Here is a 22,034-nt window from a genome sequence, read left to right on the forward strand (position 1 = left end):
TCTGGCAAGGCTGGGACGGAAGTCACTGTCGTTCTCAAAATCGGTGGAGCTGCATGACAAGGTCATCGGGCATTATCTGAACATAAAACACTATCAGTAAGTTGGAGTCATTACCGGGATGTTAATACATTCGATTCCATGGTTGAAGCACTGCATTATCATATGTACCAGCATGTTGTGCTCGTTAACTCAGGGGAATTCGGAGGATCTTACGCTAAAGCACCTTACAAGGAACCGTTTAATCGTTTGATTGCTCATGTTCATGGCAATGATCAGGTAGCTATAAGTACGTTTGAAATGAACATGTTTGATTTCCGTCGTGATAATGTAGGACAAAGTATGCAATCCGGGTTAGATAAAAAAACTGCTCCTGCAGGAATCACAATGTAATAAATATTAGATATTTTTATATTAGAGGTGAGGAGATGGCGTCACCTCTAATATTTTCGCTTATTGTATTTAGCATCAAATAATAAAGGCACAATTAATTTAATTGACTATCATGAAAAAATTAGTTCCGCCATATCAAGTAACCCCGGCACAAATCTATCGTTCCGTTGCCAGTTCTACAGCCATTGAAACCGGAAAACCCGTGCAAGAAATTGAGCGACAGCTCAAACGTAACCGAACACTGGCGAAGAACGTCGGCCTCGCCAGCAAATCCAGAGATCCGATTTAAGCCTCTATCTCTGCCCAAACAGGTTAACGACATTGTTTTCCTGCTGTTGCTGGTGGTTATTCACCCGAGACTCCCAGATCTCGAGAGCCTTACGCTTTTCAACCAGGTAATCGTAACGATCGTAGTGTTTAGAACTCACATCCTGTAGAGCATGGTTCTGAATGCGGTCACGCAGGTCTTTAGCAATACCCGCTTCGCCCATCAGGGTCTTACAGGTACGACGAATATCACGCGCAATAAAAGATGGGCTCAACGCAAAGTGTTGCCGGTAATAAATGATGGCTTGTGCAAAGCTGTCTGTGCGTAGATGCTGTTCCGATTTAATACGCTGCGGGAAGATGTAAGGACTCTGACTATGATTCTCAGCCTTCAACTTTTCGAGTATCTCAATGGCTGACTCAGTCAAAGGCACCAGATGATCCCTTTTATTTTTCGACACATCCGCCACTATCAATAACGTTTTTTCTTCCCAGTTAACGGCATCCCAACGGCTGGAAACCAGCTCATGAGGCCGCTGGCCCCCCGTATAGACACATAAGTTAAGCAATTGGCTGATTAACGAGCCGACCTTTGGTGCTTTAGGGAAATCCCCCATAAGTTGCTGTAATTCATCCAGTTTCAGCCAGTTTGTCCCTGCCTTCTCCGCTGCAGATTGTTTAGGTATCACACTCACTGGATTCATTTGAAGCCCAAACATCACGTTCTGCTGGTGGTTTGCCGGATCGTTGTCAGCCTTCAGCCCATAATTGAATGCTGCCATCAGATAAGAGCGAACACGATTTGCTTCAACTGATGCACCACGTTTAATAATGGTGGCCAGAATTTGTTTAATATGAGCAGGTGTAACGTCACGAGCTTTCATCACTTTAGGTATAAAAGGATAGGTTTCTTTTTCCAGCCGGTACAAAACCTGTTGCCAGGTGCGTTTACCATCTTCACGCATTTTGGTGGTGTAACCCAAAATGAGTTGCTCAATGCTGCCTCTGAGCTGGTCTTCACGTTGTTGTTGTTCGGCAGAGAAAAGCTGCTCTGCGATTTCGGCCTTGGGTGCTTTTCCTTGTTTAAGAAGACCCGCATGCTCTTTGCATTGCTGTCTGGCTTGTGCCAGTGACAGCTCAGGGAACCGCCCTAGCAGAATGAACTGCCGTTTCCCTTGCCAGAAGTAGCGATAATAAAAAACTCTCTGGCCTGATGGCTCAACTTTCACCCCTAATCGCCCTGCCCCACGTTCACCACTTTTGTCCCACTCATAATAGGCAGTTTTCTTCGGCTTTAAGCCGCTGATCAGCGAGACGGTTAAATTATCAGACATAGCCTTTTTCAGTCCTTAGGTGTTACGTCACCTGAACATTTACAGGTGACGTAGTGGGTGACGTAATGATGATACTGAAGGCCAAAACACAGCACAACATGAAACAACAATAATGAATTAACACTATGTTATTAATCAAAATAAAATCATAGCGATGAAAAATGCACAAAGATGAAACGCGTTGTTAACATGACTCATAATCGCTTGGTCGCTGGTTCAAGTCCAGCAGGGGCCACCAAATTCTAGTTTTGAAATCATACGAACTAAGCCACTTAATTAAGTGGCTTTTTTGTTATAAAAATATGCCCTGAAAAAGAAGTGTGACAACCTTATATGTATTATTGCGACGTTTAGTAAATTTGCTCGGGCAAAAATGTTAAGCTGGCTAGATATGGTTTTTACTGCATTTAAAACGCATAAGGCGGAATTATTTACATTCATAGCTAATGCTCCCATTTGTTGAGGGACAGCCTGTCGTGAAGCCGACATCAGATACTGTATAAACAATGCCGATGATCGCGCGATTAAGATTATGGAAATGACGCGAGCAACGTCTTCGATTTATTTAACCTGCATACCGTGATGATAGGCACTTATCCGTCTAACTATTGATTTAAAGGGTAATTTTCATTTCCCTGAACCATAAAAAACTTAGCGTTTAGCTAGCACAAAGCCGTGACGAGTAGTGCTATCGGGAATTGGGCAAATATAATAGCGTCACGTCGAAGAGTATGAGCAAAAGAGATAACCTTGGCTGAATTGCATTCCTGAAAGTCCCGCTCGAAAAAGTTATGCATCTAGCTTAACCGAGACAGCAAACAAATAATTGTCATCTGCATCCACCCCCTCCTTTTGCTTGTTATCATATATGATCCCAACTTTTGATTGCAAGTGGAAGATTTATTCCGCTCATTTAATCTTTAGCGCGTAAATAAATGCAACTAATGATTAACAAAATATAAATTCATACCATTTTAATAAATAGACTTAATTAATCCGCTCTTGTATAATTGGGACTCTAATGTTAGTACAAAATGGAATCATTGGGAATAGACAAAGAAATATATCCTTGGATTTATTGAGAGTCATTTGTTGTTTCATGGTAATTGGTATTCATGTAACACCAATGTTTGCTTGGTTTGAGAACATGGGAGTAAGTCGTCTTGAAAACATCTTGTCTATACTCATTCAATCTTTTGTTAGAGTTGGACTTCCTGTATTTTTCATTATGAGTGGAATGTTTCTGCTTAATGAAAAGATGGATAATATTTTCATTTTCTATAAAAAAAGATTTCCCACAATTATTATTCCATTTTTAGTCTATTCTTTCTTGCACTTCCTTATCAATAAACTACAAGATGGCACGTTTAATATATCAGAAATTCTGCTTACATATTTAAAAACTCTGACTAACAGCACGGGAATTTCAGTGCATTTTTGGTTTGTATATTGCATATTAGGTTTATACTTAGTAGCTCCTTTGCTATCTCTTTTTATATCAAAAATAGATTCAAGCAAAGCCATACTCACCATTATTCTTTTGATTGCATTGAAAGTATATGCAACAAATATAAAACCTCTTATCCCTTTTATTGACGTACCTGACTTACCTATTTGGGTAGTTTATTTCATGATTGGCGGATTGCTTCATAAGGTTCCTGAAGTTAAAATAAAATGGAGTCTTTTAGGGATCTTAGCCGGTTATCTCTTAACATGTGCATTTAGTTACATGTAACTTTATGGTGTAGATGGAGTAAAAATAAACTACCCAGTTTATGATGCAGGTATAAATATGTTTATCTACACAATTTCTTTATATCTCTTATTTAAAAATATGAACTTAAATGTCGGAGATAGAGCTGAAAAAGCAATAGTATGGCTTTCTGCAAATACTTATGGCGTATATTTAATTCATATGATTGTATTCGAACAGTTAATTAAACATTTAGATGGTTCTTGGGGTTCCAAGCATATTATTGCTTATTCATTGTCGTTTACTTCCCTTGTTTTCATTATAGCAAATGGAGCGACTTTTATTATCAACTCAACTATTTGCAACAAAGCCTTACGAATCATTAAAAAGGTTTTAAGAACTTAAAGATAATAGAAGAATTATATCTTATAAATGATTGCATCCATGGTTTTGTATAAAAAAGAACCATGGATAGCAAGCAACAATCGATAATAAAAGCTTGACTGCTATCAAGCCTTTTATAGAGACTGTTTCCATTTTAATAGGAACGGTAATTGTTCATACGTATGGGAGATAAATCAAACCGTTCTATTTTGCCATTCACCACACCAGAATTTTTACAACAATGCAGACGATCATCGTTGAACAACTTTGAATCGACCTTTGTAACTATAAATCTTTGAAATTTTGCAAGTCATGCCATTAATCCTGCTACCGGCCCGTAATCGGGCCGGTTTTTTACTGCTTTTATTTCGCCAGCGACACCAGCATCTTCAGGCTCGCAGAATAGTAATCCTCCTGCGCCGTGATCTGCGGCTCGCCCGCCGGGAGTTGCCCCATCGCCAGGTCACGCACCGCCAGCAGGCCGCCATCCATCATATAAGGCGCCGGATCGTTGGTAGTGATGTTCACCCACGCTGGCGTCTGGGTACGGGCAAAACGTCCCCAGTAGGCGGTATATGGCGCCATCAGCGGGCTGGTTGGCTGATACCACTTCACGTACAGCGGCACGCGGATCGCATCGTAGCTAAAGCGCGCCGGCCACTCTTTGGCCGGGGTCACATGGCCGTCGGCATAAAGGGAAACCCAGTCCGCCGGCAGCTGCGTGTTGCCAAAGCGCATTTTCACCAGCAGCTTCTGCCCGTCGTTGATCAGATCACGCCACACCGTCAGATGGCTGCGCTTCGCGAAATCCTCCCAGGCCGGGAAGATAAAATAGGACGGGTTGAGATTCACATGGCTGTTGAGGTTAAAGCCTTTCGCGCCAGGCAGCATCACGCGGTAACCGGCAAAGCTGATCACATTGCGGGCCACCAGCTCTTTGGTGATGGCGTCCGACGCGTTCAGGTAATTGCTGTCATTCCACTGGGTGCCCGCCTTCAACAGCGCCCAGGCGATAAAGGTATCGCCGTCGGTGGCATTGTTTTTATCCATAACCGGATCGGCGGCCACCGGGTTAAAGCGCCAGTAGAACAGGCCCGTCTGTGGGTTTTGCAGATTCTTTTTGGTCCAGCTCCAGATTTTGTCAAAACCCGCGCGATCGTTGTTGCGCACCGCCATCATCATGGCGAAGCCCTGCCCCTCGGTATGGCTCACGCTGTTGTTGCCGGTATCAATGATGCGACCATCCGGCATCAAAAACCGCGCCTTGTAACTCTCCCATGCGCTTCCAGCGAAAACCTGATGGCTTAACAACAGCCCCAGCGCCAGAACCACGATTTTAGTTCGCTGCCACATGGCCGATCCTTATTGATTGTTTTGATATCTGAAATGGATAACCGTAGCCGAGGGGGATGCCTCCCGCCACAGTGAAACGTGCGATTTTCCGCCCTGCTCGCGCAGCCAGCGGGCGTAAAGCCCCTCCAGCACCGCGCTGAAGGCGTGGTTCCAGGCCATCTGCCTGGCCTCTTCAGGCGGCACCGGCAATGCCGTATGCACGATGCGGATCGCCGTGTCGCTGGCATCAATATCAATATAGCCCCAGTTAAAGGCCGCCAGCCGGGCGTTGATCTGCTCTTCGAGTTCGCCCACCGTGTGCGCCAGCGTCAGCGGGAAGCGCTCGCCCAGGGCGTCGCCCATCTGCACAAGAAAGGCGCGGCTCTGCGCCTCGCCGACGTTCGCCACCATCGTCTCAACCATCACGTGGATCAGGCCAAACCAGCCCGACTGGGACTGTTGATGCTGGTAATAGTGCAAAAGCTGTTGATCGTTCATTACTTGTTCCCCAGAAGGTAGCGGAAGTAGAGGCTTGCGGTGCTTTCGTTGTAATCACCGAAAGTGTCATACCCAATCTGCCCGCCGATGGTCATATCTTTGTTGAGTTTGTAGTCCGTGGACGCGCGCAGGTTGTAGCCCAGGCCGTTTTCGCTGTTGCCTTTGTAGAACGCCTCTTTGGCGAAACCACGGGAGACGTAATCTTCCAACTGGCGCTGCATGGCCGCGTCCGTCGGGAAGTACGGGCTCTCATCCTGGGAGTAGGACTGATAACCAATCGACGCGCCTAACCCCAGGTTCCAGTTGTCATATTTCTGGGTGTAATCCACCGGGAAGGAGACGCTGATATAGTCCTGCGGACTGAAATAGCCCCCCTGCCCGTAGCTGAAGTAGCTCAGGTTTTTGTCAAAGTTCATGTAGTTCATGTTGATGCCGGCTTTCAGCTCGCGGTCGGCGGCGTAGTAAGGGCGGAAATAGACCCCCGCAGAGCCGGTGACGCTGGTGTTGCTCGGCACGTTCTCCCCGACGTAGTCATACACGCCAAACCCGGCGTAGAAACCTGCATCGGTATTGTCATAGCTCAGCTGCGCGCTGCCGCCGTTTTTGGTGACCTGGCCCCACTTCTTGCCGCTGTATTTGTCCTCAACGCCGACATAGGAGAGGAGGCTGTCCACCACCGCACGACGCTCGCCGGTGAGCACCAGCTTGAGGTAATCGGTCAGCTGTGGTGACCACTGGATCCCACCGACAACGGTATTCAGATCCTGACCCAGCGGCGTGGAGCCGACGTCAATTTTGTATTGATCCCCGGTGAGCGCCATCGCCACTTCCACACCCTGGGCGCTTTGCGAGCCCTGGGACGGCACCTTGATTTTGTCGATATTCGGCAGCTCAGGCGGCGTGCTGGTGGAGGCGTTATAGAGCTCTTCGGCCACGCCGCCCTGAATCAGCGCCCCGGTACCAAACCGGCGACTGGATTCATCGGACGAGGTACCCGCATCGAGGCTAATCGGCGTGACATTAACGTCCAGGCGGGAATCACCGAACGGCACGGTGGACCACTGCAATGGCGCCTTGATCTCGGTGAGCTTGCTCAGCCCATCTTCGCCGTCACGCGCGCGCAGGGAGGTTGAACCCCGCGCCCAGGTGGCGGTTTTATCCACTAGCATCTCCATCATGTTATCCACCTGGCGCAGCGTACCTGCCTGGGCGGTTTCCACCGGCAGATCGGTGCGCACGGTGCCCGGCGGCGCGGTCTCTGGATTACGCGCCAGCTGGGCCACCTGCCACGGCATCGCCTGGCCGTAGAGCGACGGCGACGCCGCCACCTCGCCGGTGCTGGAGGTACCCACAAACGGGTTGTCGGCCAGTGCCAGGCCGCCCAGCATAGGGGCGGTTTCACCGGTGTTATTCTGCAGGCCGAGCAGCTTGCCGCGCGCGGTGCGCAGATAGCTCATCGCCTGCTGATGATTGCCTTCCGCCTCGGAGACCCGCGCCAGCAGCAGCAGGCGCTCCGGCGTACCGTCGTTGGTCAGCCCGGCGCTCAGCTGCTTCGCTTTATCGACGTTTTTGCTGGCCAGGGCCACATCGATCGCCCCGGCCCGCGCATCCTGCTGCGGCGTATCGCGGGTCATCAGGTAGTCGTAGACCACCCCTGCCTCTTTATTCATCTTGCCGGACTGATAGACGCGGGCCATCGCAAACATCAGATCGGTGTTCTGCGGATCGTTTTGCATGGCGCGGATCAGCTTGTCGTAGGCCGCGGCATAGTTGCCCTGGGTACGCAGGCGATCGGCCTCGTTGATCACGTAGCCGTTACGAATGCTCGCCAGCTGGGTTGGCGTACTGCGGGACTGCAACTCCGGGCTGGCAAGCCAGGCCTGGGCTTCGCTGCCCAGCCCCGCCTGATTGAGCACCGCCACCTGATCGGCATAATCCCCGGCGTTACCCTGCACGCCGCGGCGCATGTTGTCGTGAACCACGCTCACCGCAGTGGTGACATCCCCGCTCTGGGCCAGCATCCGCGCCAGCTTGCCCGCATCCGCCGGGCTTTGTGGCGGACGCGCCGCCAGGGCTTTCAGGGTGTTGGCCGCCGCGGTGCGATCGCCCTGCGCCAGATAGCGCTCGGCGACGTTCATCTGGAGGTTGTAGTTGACCCGCTGCGACAGCTCGCGCATATCGCGGTTCTGGCTGGAGGCCGGAATACGCGACAGCAGGGTTTGCGACTGCTGCCAGGCGTTGTTTTCACTGGCGAACAGCGCGGCAGCGTAGAGTTCGCTGTTGCTGGCGTTCGGGCGGAAAGCTGGTGCCATGGTGTTGGCCGCCTCTGCGTCGCGTCCCTGTTTCTGCAGCAGACGCGCAAGATCGAGACGCAGCCAGGGATCGGACGGATAGCGGGCCGTCCCCTGCTGCAACAGCGCAATGGCGCGCTGCGGATCGCCGTTGGCCGCCGCCTGCTGCGCCTGACGACGCAGCGGATCGGTCGGGTTGCCGCCGGAGACGCGCGGCTGGAGCCTCGCCTGTAGGCTGGCCGGCAGGGTCTGCAACATCGCCTGGGCTTCGGCGGTTTTGTTCTGCTCGCGCAGGACGTAGTAGAGGTTTTCCCGGGCCGCGCCGTTGTTCGGCTGCTCGGTCAGCAGGCCGCGCAGGGTCTGCTCCGCCGAGGTGTAATCTTTGTTATGCCGCTGGACGTCGGCGCGGAACAGCTTCGCCGCCGCCCCCTGTTCGCCACTGCGCTGGGCGAGCGGTGCGCTCAGGGCCAGCGCCTGGCTGACGTTACCCTGTTTGTAGGCCGCCTGCGCCTGGGCCAGCTGGCCGTAGAACTCGGCATCCTGCGCCTGCTGCTTGCGCTCCTCAGAGGCGCTTCCGCCCAGGCTTGCCGCACGGTTCAGGTACTGCGCGCCCGCGGCGTAGTCGCCCTTGCGCAGGGCCACGTAGCCCATCCCGGCCAGCGCGTCGGCATCTTCCGGGTTGGTCTTCAGCGCCTGCTCAAACTGGCTGCGGGCGGTGTCGGTATTGCCGCTGTTCAGCGCCACATAGCCTTCGCCTTTTGCCGCCCCGCCGATGCTTTTACGGAAGTAGTCCTGCACCGCGGTATCGGTGGGATGGCGCTGGAGGTAGGTCTGGTAATAAGCTTCGTCACCCGCCTGCGGCCCCAGCCAGAGCAGAGCCTGACGCAGAGATTTATCCGCATCCTGATTACCGCTCGCCAGATCCTGCAGGATATCCATCCCCTCGCGGCGAGTGCTCTCCTGATAGGTGAGCACTTTGCCCAGCGCAATTTTGACGTTGTTATCCTGTGGGTACTGCACGCGCAGCTGACGCAGCTCGCTCACCGCCTGCGGATAGAGGGATTTATCCCCCGCCATGGTCAGGTAGTATTCCGGGGCCAGGCTCGGCGGCGGCTGGTTGCCGGTAAACAGGCTCTGCCAGGTGCTCAGCGCGGCGGGAATATTGCCGCTACGCGCCTGCTGGCGGGCCAGCTCCAGCTGCCCACGCGGCACCTGCTGCATCTGTTTGGCGTTATCCAGCGCCTGCAGATTCGCATCCTGCGGCGAGACCGCCGTTAAGCGCTCACGCCACTGGGCGGCCCCTTTCATGTCCCCAGCCTGCTGTGACCACAGCGCCATCAGGTAGAGCGCCTGGGTGTTGTTGGGGTCCACCATCAGCACTTTTTTCAGCGATTCCATCGCCAGGTTATCGTGAGACTTTTCGTGCCAGTAGTTGGCCTGATCGAAGAGCGCTTTCAGCGCCGGGTTATTGCCCGACTGCGCGGCATCCGCCGCCTGGGCGCCCTGAAGGCCCCCGAGCGCCAGCCCGCTGAACAGGCAAAGCACAGGCAGATGTCTGGCGGTTTTGTTTTTATTTTCCATAGTGTTACCACCCTTACTCACGATCTGAATCCTGTGGGTTAAGACGTTTATGCGCGCGTTTTTTCAGTAACGAGTAGAGGCTCAGGCCAATAATCGTCGCGAACAGCAGGCCAAAGATTGCCAGCATGGCGGAGTGCTGCGTGGCATACCACACCACCATCATGTACCAGGGCATCTGGCCGCTCGGGAACTGCGGGCCAACGCGGAAGCTGCGCACACCGTTTTCATCAGTGATGATCGCCGTATCGCCGCGGATCCCGGCGTTGATGCGGGCCGAGTTAAGATCGTTATGCAGACGCGAAAGCTGTTGGTCATTGCTGCCAATCGCCATCACCACCAGACGTTCCGGGTTCCACTGGGAGCGGAAGCTGACAAAGCCGCGCCAGGATTCGTTCGACGAGAAGTAGCGGTCGGCATCAACGCCCGACGCGTTCCAGTCGCCCTCCAGCAAGCGCTGCGCTTTTTCCAGCATTTTCGGCTCGCGCACCCCAAAGGTGTGCTCGTTGCTGATAAACGGCGACTGGGCCAGCAGCGCGCGGTTGAAGGCGGTTTGGTCCAGCGTGGAGACCGCCAGCACATCGCTTTCACTGAGGCGCAGCAGGTTCGCCCCGCCAGATGGCAGACCGAACATCACGCGGTTGTTGTTCAGCGCGGTCCCGGTGGCGTTCCCGGAGCGGGCAGAGAGATCCAGCAGGGTGCTGATCTCGCTTTCGCTCGGGTTCTCCGGCAGCAGCAGCACCGTCTGGGAGAAGTCCGCCAGACGGGTGAACGGGAACGAGGCGCCGACGAAGTACGACAGGTTCGGCAGCAGCGTAAAGTGGCGCGTGTTGCTCAGATCGATGCTGGAATCTTCGTCGATACGGCTCTTGATGTTGTTATTGAGCAACACGCTGCACGGCGCGGTCTCTTTGGTCTGGATGTTGAAATAGAGCTGCAGCTGGTTGTCGCCGTAAATCAGGTAGGGCTCCAGCGGCACCTCAACATTCTCCTGACGCGCATCGCCGCCAAGCTTGTGCCACAGGCTTTCGAGCAGACCCTGTTTGTTGACCGGCAGGTTGCGCAGGAACGCGCCGTTGAAGGTCATCGACAGATACGAACGCTGCTCGTCAATCCAGCTTTCGGACGGGAAGCGATAGGCCACTTTCAGCGGAATGGTGTCGCCATCCCACATAAAGAGATCCGGTGCGGCGCGGAACCCAAGGGTCAGCGGCTCGTGCCAGATGCCGGTCACCGTCAGGCTCTGGTCTTTACGCATCAGCTCGCTCAGCAACACCGGGCGGTCGGTGGCGATCCAGCGCGGGGCGTCATAAGGCTTGCTGACCGGGATGTTCTGGGCCTCCACCGGCAGGCTGGTGGTCTGGCCGCTGAACTGTCCGCGGGTCAGACGCCATGCGGCGCTTTTCAGCTGCTGCTCGTTATTGCCCACCACCAGCAGCAGTTTGTAGATCGGGTTGGCCGGGTTATCCACCACCTGGAGCATCGCCCCGTTAGAGGCAGGCAGCGTCAGGCCGCCAATCGACTCGCCCGGTTTGCCGAACAGGATGCCGTTTTTCTCCGGCAGCTGGTCATGCAGGGCGTCAAACGAAATACCGCGGTAGTCCGCTTCGATCCCCAGCCACGAGGCGATCAGCGCCGCCGCGCCCACCTGCTCCGGCAGGGTTTTGGCCGGGAAGGCGAAGGTCAGCGTGGTCGGCGTCATCTGCATCTCATCAAGGAACGGACGCGGGAAATGGCTTAGATCCGCGCCGATGTTCAGCTGCTGCGCCTCCAGGTCGAGACGCGTGTTCGGCATGATGGTGACCTGATAATTGTCCGACAGATCCCGCTGGCACAGCAGAGCGTCGCCGTCGTTGATTTTGAAGCTGATGTTATTGCGCGACACCACCATCGCCGCCGGGATCTCCAGCTGATAGCTCGACACGTTACTGTCGGCAGAGCCCAACGGTACTGTCCCCAGCGGCTGGCCGTTGAGCATCAGTTGCAGGGTGGTATTACGGGCCGCCATCGCCGGAGAGACCTTCAGGTTCAGCTCCAGCTGGGCGTTGGTGATCACTTGGTCCGCCGGGAGGGTGAAATCGATTCCCCCCTGTAGCTGCCCACCGCTTAACACCACGCCATTGGGCTGCCCCATCTGGGCAACGGTGATACTGCTACTGGTGCCAGGGGTGATCCCCATCGGCACCGGAGAAGCAGGAACAGCATCCGGTGCGGGCGTCACCGGCATGGCATCCGGCGCCGGGCTGGCAGCCGGTTCCGCAGCCGCCTCTGCCGCCGGTGGGGTCTGGAAAGCGGGCAGCGTATCGGGTGCAGGCAGGGAAGCTGGCGCCGCATCCTCAGTGGACTGCGCTGTGTCCGTCGCGGGCGGGAAATCCACCGGCAGCAGCGATTCCACGGTGGTCGGCTCTTCCGCCGTCACCGGCTGCGCCAGGACGCCAAATACAAACAGCATCTGCAGGGCTTTGCGGGTCATCCCTTTCATACAGCGTTATCCTCGGTGGCGTTATTCCTGCGCCCTGCATCCTCATGGCGTTGACGACGCTTATTACGACGGTCTTTCCAGGTCAGCCAGAACAGATCAAATACGCTGCGAATAATGATAAATAACGAGCGGAACGGATTGTCCTGCGGCTTAGGCGGGTTGATCCACGCATCGGCGCGGGCCAGCACCACGCGCACCAGCTCGCGACGGCGCTCCAGCGGGATCTCGGCAAACATCAGGCGAATGTACTGCTCATCGTGCGCAATCACGCTCACCGGGATGCTGATCGCCCCCGACTGCAGCTGAAGCTCAATCTCTTCGATCTCATCGGTCAAGTGGCGATCATCCACCACCGCAATACGGCAGCCGCCCATGGAGAGATCCAAGGTATGGCTGCGCGAGGAGATACCGCTGGCGTAGTGGATCACCACCGGCACGTTGGCATCGATACGGATCGTCTTACGCGTCTGGCGGGTTTCCCGCGCCACGGCAATGGCCGCCAGCAGGAAGATCAGGCTGTAGATACCCCAGCCGACGTTCAGGGCGATAACCATCGGATCGACGTTGAAATAGTCATGCGCGACGGCGCGCGTGATCCCGGCGACAACGCCTGCCGCCAGCAGCACCGCAATAATCAGGTGTGGGCGGACAATGCTGAAGTCGAAATAGCCCACGTCCAGCAGCGCGCCTTTATCGGTTACGTTGAACTTACCGCGTTTCGGGAAGATCAGGGTAATCACCGTCGGCAACACCAGATGGAAGGCCAGCACCAGGTCATAGATCTCCCCCCAGAAGCTATAGCGGAAGCGCCCGTTGACCCGCGAGTTCACATAGATGCAGAGGAACAGGTGCGGCAGCATATAGGCGAAAATCAGGCTCGCCGAAGAGTGGATGATGTTCAGGTTAAACAGCAGGTAGGCCAGCGGCGCGGTGAGGAACGCCACGCGCGGCAACGCAAACTGGAACGAGAGCATGGCGTTGAGATAACACAGACGCTGCTGCCACTTCAGGCCACGGCCCAGCAGCGGGTTATCGACCCGCAAAATCTGCGTCATACCGCGCGCCCAGCGGGTACGCTGGATCACGTGCACCACCAGGCGCTCCGTCGCCAGCCCTGCGGCCAGCGGAATATTCAGATAGGCCGATTTCCAGCCCAGGCGCTGCATCTTCAGCGCGGTATGGGCGTCTTCGGTAACGGTTTCCACCGCAAAGCCGCCAATCTCTTCCAGCGCGCTGCGACGGATCACCGCACAGGAGCCGCAGAAGAAGGTGGCGTTCCAGTTATCGTTACCGCGCTGGATCTGCCCGTAGAACAGCTGACCCTCGTTAGGAATATCGCGGCCTGCGGAGAGGTTACGCTCGAACGGATCCGGCGAGTAGAAGTAGTGCGGCGTCTGCATCAGCGCCAGCTTCGGATCCTGCAGGAAGGCCCCAACCGTCGCCTGCAGGAAGATACGCGTCGCCACGTGGTCACAGTCAAAGACGCAGATCAGCTCGCCTTTGGTGAGCTTCATCGCGTGGTTGAGGTTGCCCGCTTTGGCGTGGGAGTTGTCGTTACGCGTGATGTACCCTACCCCTACGTTGGCGGCAAACACCGCGAACTCGCTGCGCTTGCCGTCATCCAGCAGGTAGATCTTCAGCTTATCCGCCGGATAATCCAGGCACTGCGCCGCCAGCACGGTATCGCGCACCACGTCCAGGCTTTCGTTATAGGACGGGATATAGATATCCACCGTAGGCCACTGCGACATATCATCCGGCAGCGGCACGATCTTGCGCTGTAACGGAAAGAGGTTTTGCAGATAACTCAAAATAATGGTTACCCAGATATAGAGTTCGGCGAGAAATAACCCGATCCCCAGTATGGCCTCAATTTCGGAATTAAAGTGCAGCGTCTGCGTGGCCCGGAACCAGATATATCGTGTGGACATTAACACCGCCACGATCATCATGATTACCGATACGCGGTGATGTTTGCTAAAGCCGAGCAGCAGCAGCGCCCCAATGCTGATTAAGCCGAAGATATACTGCTTCTGGCTATCCATTGGGGTGATAATAATTAATACGGCGATGGGTGCTAAGACCAATAGCAGTAGATAAAACAGCGCCTTTTTCATAGGACGTCCTGGAAATTGTCGTCAGAAACCGGAGGTTCTCAGGTTGGCGTGTACGGTGCCGTCCCCCACCTGGATACCCAAAATGCCCGCGATACGCTTACTCACCAGCTCGATATCGAACGCCGCCGCCGAGGTGGCGCTGAAATCCAGTATCGATTGCTGTGAGGCATTGGCCTCAGGCACGCTTTCATCCCGGTTGATCACACCAAGCAGGCGATCGCCGAGGCGTTGCTGTAAGAAGGCGGTGACGTCACGGCTAATATGGCGCCGGTTGTCACTCTGGTTCACCAGGAAATAGTATCCGGCCTTGTTGTTCGGCGGTTCGCCGCCGGTCAGCCGGTGGTTTTCAATGTGGGGCAGCAGTGACAGCGAGGCGGTGTCGGCCAGCAGGGTCACCAGGTGCATATCGGCCAGCGGGGAGATCGCCTTCAGCGCCGGGTTCGGCCCTGGCGGGAAGTCGGCCAGAATGACCAGCCCCGGATAGTTCAGCAGAGAACTTAACCCACGCGCCAGGAAATTGCTGTCGCTGGTGAGGTTATGTTCAAAGATCAGGCGCTGCTCTTCCGTCACTTCACCGTAGGGCAGGACAAACATATTGTTGCCCGCCGTCAGCACCGACTGGCTCCAGTCGGCGGATTCATTGGCGCGGGCAACGTAGCCGCGTCCGTCAGACAACGGCACGCCAAAATGCAGACGCAGCGCGTTCTGTACGTCGAAGTCAATGGCCAGAACTTTACTGCCGGAACGTGCCAGAGCATAAGCGAGGTTGGCCGTGACCGTGGTTTTCCCGACTCCGCCTTTTGGCGAGCAAATACACACTAACGGCATGAAGCGATTCTCTCCAGGAGCGGTTGTAACGGAAGATCTTTTACCGGATGACTGGCAGTACCGGACGTTTTGGTCGCGAACAGCTGGTCAAAGCGCACCGGCTCCGCCGCTTTTGGCGGGATCACTGTCTCAGCAGGCGCGGGTAGAGGTGCAGCGACCGGCGCGAGCGCAGGTGCTGGATGGAATGCGGAAGGCGCCGCCGCGACAGGTGTCTCTTTCACAGTCGCGTGGGGGGTCGCCTCAGGACGCAGCTGTTCAAACAGAGAAGACGCCGCCGGGTTCTGATGCGTCTGCACCGCTTTCTCTGCGCTCTCATTATTCAGGCTCTGGAGAATAGACGGGGCGGAACCAGCAGGCTCTGCCACAGGCGTCTTCGTCAGGCTGGCAAAAGCAGCATCCAGTTCGCCGGGTTTAACGGCCTGGGGTACGGGCACCGCAACGCTGCCCGCTTTAGCCAGCGCCGCGTCACTGTCTCCACCCGCCAGCTGGTTGATAATCGCCCAGCCGCTGTTCGACGCCTGCTTGTTTTGCGCCGACAGATCCTTGAACTGGATGTCACCGGTGCGCGTTTTATCCTTGAAACGCTGCAAATCATCATAATTTTTCATGGTATTACTCGTGATTCACAAGTCAGTATTTTTGTTTCCTGCATGACTTTGCCAGGGACAACGGTGTTGTGGGGTCAGGAACATGTAAGGGAGTGAAGGCTTAACAACCCTCATCATCCCCGCCATTGCTGGCAGTTATATTTGTTTACCGAATATTCTAATGCATATTACGTAGAGCTAATACTATCTACAAGCTTATCGACAGATAACGCAATTTCTCCACTTTTCGCCATCAGCAACCTACAACTTAAACATAAAATACTGGTTTGTGTTACTTGAGTGAAACATTTAACCAAAAAAATTAGGGCCTTCATGGTTAAATACCGGAAGGTAACTATAAGCAGGGTTTATGAAAAACGGCAATCCGGCTGCGAGGGAGCGGACGTTTTAAGGGACACTAAGAAGATCGGGTGATGGGGAGGAAAGCGGGAGGGGTGAAAGCGATCCCGGCACGCTGGCCGGGATCGGAGATGATTACAGGGCAGTCTGTCCATATTTTGGCGAACGAGGCCCGTACAACAAGCCGCCAGGCCCTGCGCTGAACAGACGGGCGCTGGTCACCTGAGCGACATCATACGCTTTATCGGTTGCCGAATGCGCAATCTGGGTCACCGCCGCGCTGATCAACATACCCAACAAGCCACCGCCAGAATTACTCTGACCCTCATTGCTTGAAGCCGTGGCAATGCCTTTCCACAGCTCCTTCCCGGTGCGTAAATCCACTAACCGCGCCGCTGCGCTCACGCGCGTCTCGCTGCTGATCACCTGGTATGAGGTGCCATAATCGGTGAGGGTGATGTACATCACCGCATCAGCACCAAAGATCTCGTGCAGTTTTTTCAGCGGGACCGCACTGATATCGTCCGGGTTGGTTACGCCGTTTTGTTTAAACGTCTCTTCCACCACCGCAACCGGAAACACGTAGTAACCGGATTCAGCAAGAGGCAGAGTGACGCTGCTCAGAAAGCCGTGACTGGCGTTCACGTCCGGAGAGGTATTTTTCGGCGGCAGCACCAGGATGCTGCGTGGTTTGCTTTCCCGGAAGGCAGAATAATCCGCAGGCGGTGTTTTATTGGTGGAGCAACCCGTAACGATCAGCGTCAGTGCCAGGGTAAGGAGGGCTGAAATTCCTTTCATTTTACGTCCCTTTATTTTTTCGTGGTCAGGAAATGAATATACGAAGCCGATTCCGGATACTGGGTTTTTTCGGCATTAAATTCGGCCATCGCCAGCTCCCGGTTACCCGTATTGCTGTAAAGAATTCCCAGCTGGGCATGTACGCCGGGTGGAACAGGCTTGCTGCTTGCCCGTGACGCGTCGATTAGCTTTTGCAGGGAAGCGATTTGTTCCTGTGGGCTGGTTTTACCGGTGAAGTAGTCATAGACCGACGTCTGATAATCTCCCCACGTATAGATCTTTTGCGGCGTGTTGGTTGCACAACCTGCCAGCAGCAATAGTGCTGCGCCAGTAACGAGCTTATTTATAGTTGCCATCATCAATTCCTTTTAATGTGTATTTGACGGGTTCCAGCCACCGTTCTCCGTCCCGGCAACCAGATTATTAACCGCTTCGCGAATGGCGAGATCCAGCACTTTGCCGTTGAGCGTAGCGTCGTAACTGGCGGTGCCGCCAAAGCCGAGCACTTCACGATTAGAGAGCGCGTATTCACCTGCGCCCTGCGAGGAGTAGACCACTTCAGAGGTGCGGACATTGATCACATTCAGGGCCACTTTTGCATAAGCCACCTGTGATTTCCCACGTCCCAGAATGCCAAACAGCGCCCTGTCGCCGGTCTCCTTACGGCCAAACTCCGTCACGTCTCCGGTAATGACGTAAGTTGCCCCTTTCAACTGCTGGCGCTGACCACTGATGCTGGATTCGGTTTTAATCTCTTCCATGTTCGCGCGATCCAGCACGTTGAAGCGGCCGGTTTGCTGCAGGTGGGTGATCAAAATGGTCTTAGACTGGTTCCCCAGATGGTCGACGCCGTCGGAGAATATTCCATTCATATAGCTGGAGCGGTTATCAAATTTCCCAACGGAGATTGGGCTGCGCTGCCCCTGCCAGGCGGTGTTATAGGTGGCGACTTTCGCGACTTCGACGGAACGGGAGGATTCCGTTGCACATCCTGAAAGTAATAACGCGCTCAGGCAGAGCGAACTGATTAGTCCTTTTGTTATCATGCTATTCAAATTTCCTTATAATAAAACAGGCCAATTAAAAAAATTATTAGCGCCTCTCACTGACAATTATTTTCTATAAATCAAAGAATGAGTCATTGGTTTTTTCATGAATACCAAGTTGATTACTTCCTGTTATTCTCCTGACGCATATTTTTATTGGGACATCTATTATGACAGGTGGGAATTTAATTACCCTACATTGGCAACATTTTCAGATTATTTTGGGGTTTGCTTTTTTTGGTTTAAAAATAACGATGCTGTGCCGATTTTTTTATAGGTGCTGACTATCATCAGGTTGTGCTGTCCGCATTGCGCTGTTCTGCCTGGATTTATAATCGTTGCTGTCCTGCTGGCTGCGCATCAGGAGGTCGCGTCCGATATCGGCCACGATGGCGTTACCGCTCACCTGCGCGCCGTCGAGGATGGCATCGCGCCCGCTGGCGAGACCGTGCCGCCGCTGTCGAGGGTAGTTTCCGTCCAGGCAGTACCGTTACCCTTCTCATGGCCCTTCGCCGCATTGACGCTGGCAAAGACGCCGATACCGTAGCCGCTGGTGCCGCCGCCGATGCTGACCCCCACGCCCGATATGCGGTTTTATGCCCCGCGTTCCATTTTTCCCAAAGCTGTTAAAGAACCTGTATCTGCATGTCCATCTGGTATTCATTCAGCCCCTGCCTGCGACTGAACGGTAACTGGCTGGCAGAAGCGGGATTCAGCACCGACACCCCGGTCACGGTCAGCGTGGAACCGGGACGACTGGTGATCGAGCCGGTAAGGGCTGACAGTTAAGGAGAAGATCCCGGCAACTACGCCGGGATCCTTTTTACTTATTAATATAAATATCCATGAGTTTATTTATTTCCTTTCGTAGCTGCTCATCGTCAAATTCATATTGGTCACGATCATCATCGGGGTTATACATATCTGCCACACAAAAAACGCTGGATAATAATTCACTTAGGTTATCATCATCCTTTCCCAGTAGGTTATTATCACGTTCAGATTTCCATTTCATCATATAGCTGTCAGCAAAGATGTCAGCAGATATCTCCTTAGCGAGGAAAGCATCAATATACTTCTTAAGTGACTGATTCATCTTAACACACCGTTATTTATGAAGTTTTCATATTGTTTGTTTGCGGATCAAGTTTCCACCCACTAACAAAATTACCAGATTTATCGACCACAACCACATTATTAGTTTGTGGGTTAAAGAACACTTTTGATTCTGGAGATAATAAATACGTCCCATGTTCATAAGTCATTTTATCATCTAGGTGTGACTTGATAGCAGTCTGATATTGGGTAATCGTATCGCCATTTTTCTTAGTAGTTATCACACCAAAATCAGAAGCATGCTTAAATTTCTTATCTAACTGTTTAGTGCTGAACGCAAGTGCAGCAACCGCGCAACCTCTGGCTACCAGCGCCAGCGAGTTATTCTCAGCCGCATTCTTCCCGGCCTGTCCCCCGCCAGCCCTCCGGCCATCCCCGCCGAAATCGTTGCCAGGGCGCGCTGTTCAGCGTGCTTCCCGTCGTGCCCGACAGCGCCACCGTCAGGCCGCTGCTCTTCTGCTCATACTTCTCATCGCGGGTACGTTTATCGTGGCCCGGCGCGATCACCACGCTGTCACCGGTGAGGGTGATATCTTTCTGGGCGATAATGTCTGCCCCGCCGATGTGGGCCTGATTACCCGCCGTGATGCTGACGTCTCCGCCCGTCGAGCCGACGGTGCTGAAGCTCCCGCTCTGGGTGGTACCCTGCTCGCGCAAGTCGTGGGTGGACTTGCTGCTGCCGATGGTGAAACCAATCCCGCCGGTGCCCATCAGGCCGGACTTTTTGGTCTCCTTAAAGCGCCAGGAGGTGTCGGTATTGGTGGCCGCCACAATGTCGACGTTGTTGCCTGCCGCCAGCACCACGTCGCCGTCGCCCGCCACTGCTGAGCCTTTCACCAGCAGGTTGTTGCCCGCCGTCACCGTCACGTTATCGCCGCTCAGCAGGGAACCTTTCTCCCGCGTGGCGCTGTCTTCCTGAATGGTGTGGGTGGTCTTTTTACTCAGGAACCCGCCGCTGGAAACGATGTTCCTACCTGCTTTCAATTTTATCCAGTGCTGTTAAAGAACCTGTATTACATGACCACTTATGATTTCCGCAATCCCAGTCAGTGCCTTAACAACAACCAACTGGAAGATGCGAGATTCAGCCCCGAGACACCATTATTGTCAGCACTGAGCAGTGGAGACTGACGTTCGAATCGGTTAAAGGTAGATTTTTAACAAGAAGATCCCGGAGCTGAGGCCGGGATCTTTAATTGGATCCAGATTTTAGCCACTAATTTACGTTAGCTGACTATCAATGTTTTTAGATGCTTAATACTTATATCATTAATATCCATCTGCAAAGTTTTACATAATTTAATAGCTATTTCATACTCTTCCAGAGTAATGGGTACGTTATATTCACTGAGATGATCACAAATTGTCTCAAATGCCAACCCTCTTTCATCATAGTCAACATAATTAATAGCATATTGTAATAGCTCTTTGTCTAAGCGATTCATAAATAAGCTACCAAAAATTCGTATTTCTTCATCTAGTTCTTTCATTCTCATCGCCTTATTTAATCGACTTATAACTATTAGGAATTGGAGCATTATCAGGGAACGCTGTTACTACTTTCCCTGTTGCTGGTTGATATACAACTCTAATACGGACACCATCACGAGTTTCATAAGAAACCCAATTTGCTGGCTTTCCTTTGCTGGTATAAATACCACCGGTACCAGTTTGTGCGTACCATTGGGTATTTGGTGATGTAGTAATATCTCCAATTTCATGTACAACCTTATCTGCAGACCACTGTTGTGGGAAAACAGTTTTTCCCGGATTTCCTGGGTATAAATGTCCTCCACTAGTTAAATTATCTTCATATAAAATATGCTGTTTCGCTTCCGGTGAAAGGATATCCACATATTTCTGGTTTGCAGGAGATAATCCAAGATCGGAGCTTTTCGCAACAGATAAAATCGCCTTAGCAGCTACGTACTGGATTAACTTCGCTTCACTGGTCGGCACACCACTCGCCAGGATTTCCGCAGCCTGTTGTGGGGTCATTTCGCCATCGGTCGTCAACGCACTGACCGGAACGCCAAAGAACTCGCCCCAGGCGGTCAACAGACCTTTAATGGCATCCAGGCCTTCCGGCATATCTCCTTGGGCATTTTTGACCAGGGCTGCTGCGATTTCATCCGGTGTAGCACCATCCTTAATCATGGAGGCACCGAGCGAGGCTTGCGACATACTTATGTCTGCCATGCCTTTTCCGAAGCTGTTCGGACTCAGCGCATTATTCTCAGCCGCATTCTTCCCGGCTCCCGCACCCGCTGCTGCACCTGCCGTGCTGTCACCTGCAAGACCACCCGCCATTCCCGCCGAAATCGTTGCCAGGGCGCTGACCGTCTGCTTCTGCTCCTCGCTCAGCTTCGACAGGTCTTTCACGTCCGGATACAGCATACCCGCTATCGCCTTCGCAGCCAGCTCGCCCGTGGCCGCGCCCGCAGCTCCTGCCGCCGCGCTGTTACCCTGGAGTGCCGCCACGGCACCGCCCAGAATGGCATGGGCGATGGCCCTGCCCGCGGTATCATCCTCGCTGAGACCCGACCTGTGGCCGATGGCGTACGCCAGCTCCGGGGCCGACGCCCCCGCCAGCGCACCGGCCATGTTCCCGCCCGCCAGCCCCGACAGCGCCGCCGTGGCCGCCTGGATACCCCGCTGCAGGTCGCTGCCCGTGCCGTACTGCGCCATCGCGTTGCTATAGGCCCGTTTCGCCACGGCTTCATCCGTGGCTGGCGTCCCTTCCCGGGTCAGCTGCTGACGGGCTTCCTCCAGTGCCTGCGGATCTTTCGCTGCTGCCCGTCCTGCCAGCTCTCCCTGCGCCCTGGCAATATCGATCGCCTGGCTGCCAATCTCGCTGATTAACCCCACGGCCTGGATCGCTTCTGCTCCTTGTCAAATAATGAAGGAGAAGCAGGAAAAATCCCGGCAAATCT

At 53.7% G+C, this 22,034-nt stretch carries 21 protein-coding genes and 3 pseudogenes; 6 read left to right on the forward strand and 18 right to left on the reverse strand.

Annotated features, from left to right (window positions below):
- The 3 genes from FHC51_RS02300 to FHC51_RS02310 form a co-directional block, all read left to right on the forward strand.
- A partial coding sequence (locus FHC51_RS02300; protein WP_000641146.1) for an IS1 family transposase occupies positions 1 to 100 on the forward strand: 100 nt, incomplete at its 5' end.
- 38 nt (positions 101 to 138) lie between these two features.
- Positions 139 to 390 carry a hypothetical protein gene (locus FHC51_RS02305; protein WP_220434820.1) on the forward strand — a complete coding sequence of 84 codons (252 nt, stop codon included), beginning with the start codon at positions 139 to 141 and terminating at the stop codon, positions 388 to 390.
- A gap of 112 nt (positions 391 to 502) precedes the next feature.
- Positions 503 to 679, forward strand: a complete 177-nt coding sequence (locus tag FHC51_RS02310; protein WP_163424167.1) for a hypothetical protein — start codon at positions 503 to 505, stop codon at positions 677 to 679.
- Positions 680 to 683: 4 nt separating this feature from the next.
- Here the strand turns inward: FHC51_RS02310 and FHC51_RS02315 are convergent, their stop codons facing one another.
- On the reverse strand, positions 684 to 1,991 hold the full coding sequence (locus FHC51_RS02315) for a site-specific integrase (protein ID WP_114385718.1): 1,308 nt from the start codon (positions 1,989 to 1,991) through the stop codon (positions 684 to 686).
- A gap of 1,021 nt (positions 1,992 to 3,012) precedes the next feature.
- On the opposite strand from FHC51_RS02315, the gene FHC51_RS02320 reads away from it, so the two are divergent.
- Together FHC51_RS02320 and FHC51_RS02325 are read left to right on the forward strand one after the other, a co-directional pair.
- Positions 3,013 to 3,726 (forward strand): acyltransferase, encoded by a 714-nt coding sequence (locus tag FHC51_RS02320; protein WP_220434821.1) that lies wholly within the window; start codon positions 3,013 to 3,015, stop codon positions 3,724 to 3,726.
- Positions 3,727 to 3,783: 57 nt separating this feature from the next.
- Positions 3,784 to 4,089 carry a hypothetical protein gene (locus FHC51_RS02325; RefSeq protein ID WP_220434822.1) on the forward strand — a complete coding sequence of 102 codons (306 nt, stop codon included), beginning with the start codon at positions 3,784 to 3,786 and terminating at the stop codon, positions 4,087 to 4,089.
- A gap of 342 nt (positions 4,090 to 4,431) precedes the next feature.
- Here the strand turns inward: FHC51_RS02325 and FHC51_RS02330 are convergent, their stop codons facing one another.
- The 11 genes and pseudogenes from FHC51_RS02330 to FHC51_RS02380 form a co-directional block, all read right to left on the reverse strand.
- The gene (locus FHC51_RS02330) at positions 4,432 to 5,421 is read right to left on the reverse strand and encodes a glycosyl hydrolase family 8 (protein WP_220434823.1); all 990 of its coding nucleotides are present in this window, start codon (positions 5,419 to 5,421) and stop codon (positions 4,432 to 4,434) included.
- 9 nt (positions 5,422 to 5,430) lie between these two features.
- Complete coding sequence (gene bcsD, locus FHC51_RS02335; protein WP_220434824.1) at positions 5,431 to 5,898, reverse strand: cellulose biosynthesis protein BcsD; 468 nt, start codon at positions 5,896 to 5,898, stop codon at positions 5,431 to 5,433.
- Complete coding sequence (locus FHC51_RS02340) at positions 5,898 to 9,770, reverse strand: cellulose biosynthesis protein BcsC (protein WP_220434825.1); 3,873 nt, start codon at positions 9,768 to 9,770, stop codon at positions 5,898 to 5,900. Before FHC51_RS02340 ends, bcsD begins: the two co-directional genes overlap by 1 nt.
- Positions 9,771 to 9,783: 13 nt before the next feature.
- Entirely contained in the window at positions 9,784 to 12,249 is a 2,466-nt protein-coding gene (gene bcsB / locus FHC51_RS02345; RefSeq protein WP_220434826.1) for a cellulose biosynthesis cyclic di-GMP-binding regulatory protein BcsB, read from the reverse strand.
- Positions 12,246 to 14,366 carry a UDP-forming cellulose synthase catalytic subunit gene (bcsA, locus tag FHC51_RS02350; protein ID WP_220434827.1) on the reverse strand — a complete coding sequence of 707 codons (2,121 nt, stop codon included), beginning with the start codon at positions 14,364 to 14,366 and terminating at the stop codon, positions 12,246 to 12,248. Before bcsA ends, bcsB begins: the two co-directional genes overlap by 4 nt.
- A 21-nt stretch (positions 14,367 to 14,387) precedes the next feature.
- Positions 14,388 to 15,194: a cellulose biosynthesis protein BcsQ gene (gene bcsQ, locus FHC51_RS02355; protein WP_220434828.1), complete on the reverse strand. Its 807-nt coding sequence runs from the start codon at positions 15,192 to 15,194 to the stop codon at positions 14,388 to 14,390.
- Positions 15,185 to 15,802: a cellulose biosynthesis protein BcsO gene (gene bcsO / locus FHC51_RS02360; RefSeq protein WP_220434829.1), complete on the reverse strand. Its 618-nt coding sequence runs from the start codon at positions 15,800 to 15,802 to the stop codon at positions 15,185 to 15,187. Before bcsO ends, bcsQ begins: the two co-directional genes overlap by 10 nt.
- A gap of 474 nt (positions 15,803 to 16,276) precedes the next feature.
- Complete coding sequence (locus FHC51_RS02365; RefSeq protein ID WP_220434830.1) at positions 16,277 to 16,939, reverse strand: DUF799 domain-containing protein; 663 nt, start codon at positions 16,937 to 16,939, stop codon at positions 16,277 to 16,279.
- 11 nt (positions 16,940 to 16,950) lie between these two features.
- Positions 16,951 to 17,295: a DUF4810 domain-containing protein gene (locus FHC51_RS02370; RefSeq protein WP_220434831.1), complete on the reverse strand. Its 345-nt coding sequence runs from the start codon at positions 17,293 to 17,295 to the stop codon at positions 16,951 to 16,953.
- 12 nt (positions 17,296 to 17,307) lie between these two features.
- Positions 17,308 to 17,985, reverse strand: coding sequence for a CsgG/HfaB family protein (locus FHC51_RS02375; protein WP_220434832.1), 678 nt, complete (start codon positions 17,983 to 17,985; stop codon positions 17,308 to 17,310).
- Positions 17,986 to 18,298: 313 nt separating this feature from the next.
- Positions 18,299 to 18,567 (reverse strand): annotated as a pseudogene (locus tag FHC51_RS02380) (hemagglutinin repeat-containing protein); the annotation flags it as partial.
- Positions 18,568 to 18,630: 63 nt separating this feature from the next.
- On the opposite strand from FHC51_RS02380, the gene FHC51_RS02385 reads away from it, so the two are divergent.
- The gene (locus FHC51_RS02385) at positions 18,631 to 18,774 is read left to right on the forward strand and encodes a SymE family type I addiction module toxin (RefSeq protein WP_220434833.1); all 144 of its coding nucleotides are present in this window, start codon (positions 18,631 to 18,633) and stop codon (positions 18,772 to 18,774) included.
- Positions 18,775 to 18,808: 34 nt separating this feature from the next.
- On the opposite strand, the gene FHC51_RS02390 is transcribed toward FHC51_RS02385, so the two are convergent.
- The 6 genes and pseudogenes from FHC51_RS02390 to FHC51_RS22885 all read right to left on the reverse strand — a co-directional run.
- On the reverse strand, positions 18,809 to 19,081 hold the full coding sequence (locus FHC51_RS02390) for a colicin immunity domain-containing protein (RefSeq protein WP_220434834.1): 273 nt from the start codon (positions 19,079 to 19,081) through the stop codon (positions 18,809 to 18,811).
- Positions 19,082 to 19,097: 16 nt separating this feature from the next.
- A complete protein-coding gene (locus FHC51_RS02395; protein WP_309236296.1) occupies positions 19,098 to 19,325 on the reverse strand; it encodes a colicin D domain-containing protein in 228 nt (75 codons plus the stop codon).
- A gap of 172 nt (positions 19,326 to 19,497) precedes the next feature.
- Positions 19,498 to 20,058 (reverse strand): annotated as a pseudogene (locus FHC51_RS02400) (hemagglutinin repeat-containing protein); the annotation flags it as partial.
- A gap of 269 nt (positions 20,059 to 20,327) precedes the next feature.
- Positions 20,328 to 20,591 carry a MafI family immunity protein gene (locus FHC51_RS02405; RefSeq protein WP_220434835.1) on the reverse strand — a complete coding sequence of 88 codons (264 nt, stop codon included), beginning with the start codon at positions 20,589 to 20,591 and terminating at the stop codon, positions 20,328 to 20,330.
- Positions 20,592 to 20,601: 10 nt separating this feature from the next.
- Positions 20,602 to 21,300 (reverse strand): EndoU domain-containing protein, encoded by a 699-nt coding sequence (locus tag FHC51_RS22880; protein WP_309236371.1) that lies wholly within the window; start codon positions 21,298 to 21,300, stop codon positions 20,602 to 20,604.
- Positions 21,301 to 21,321: 21 nt separating this feature from the next.
- Positions 21,322 to 21,978: pseudogene (locus FHC51_RS22885) on the reverse strand (VENN motif pre-toxin domain-containing protein); the annotation flags it as partial.
- Between the last annotated feature and the right edge of the window lie 56 nt (positions 21,979 to 22,034).

The organism is Leclercia sp. EC_58 (assembly GCF_019584355.1).
Taxonomy (GTDB): Bacteria; Pseudomonadota; Gammaproteobacteria; order Enterobacterales; family Enterobacteriaceae; genus Enterobacter.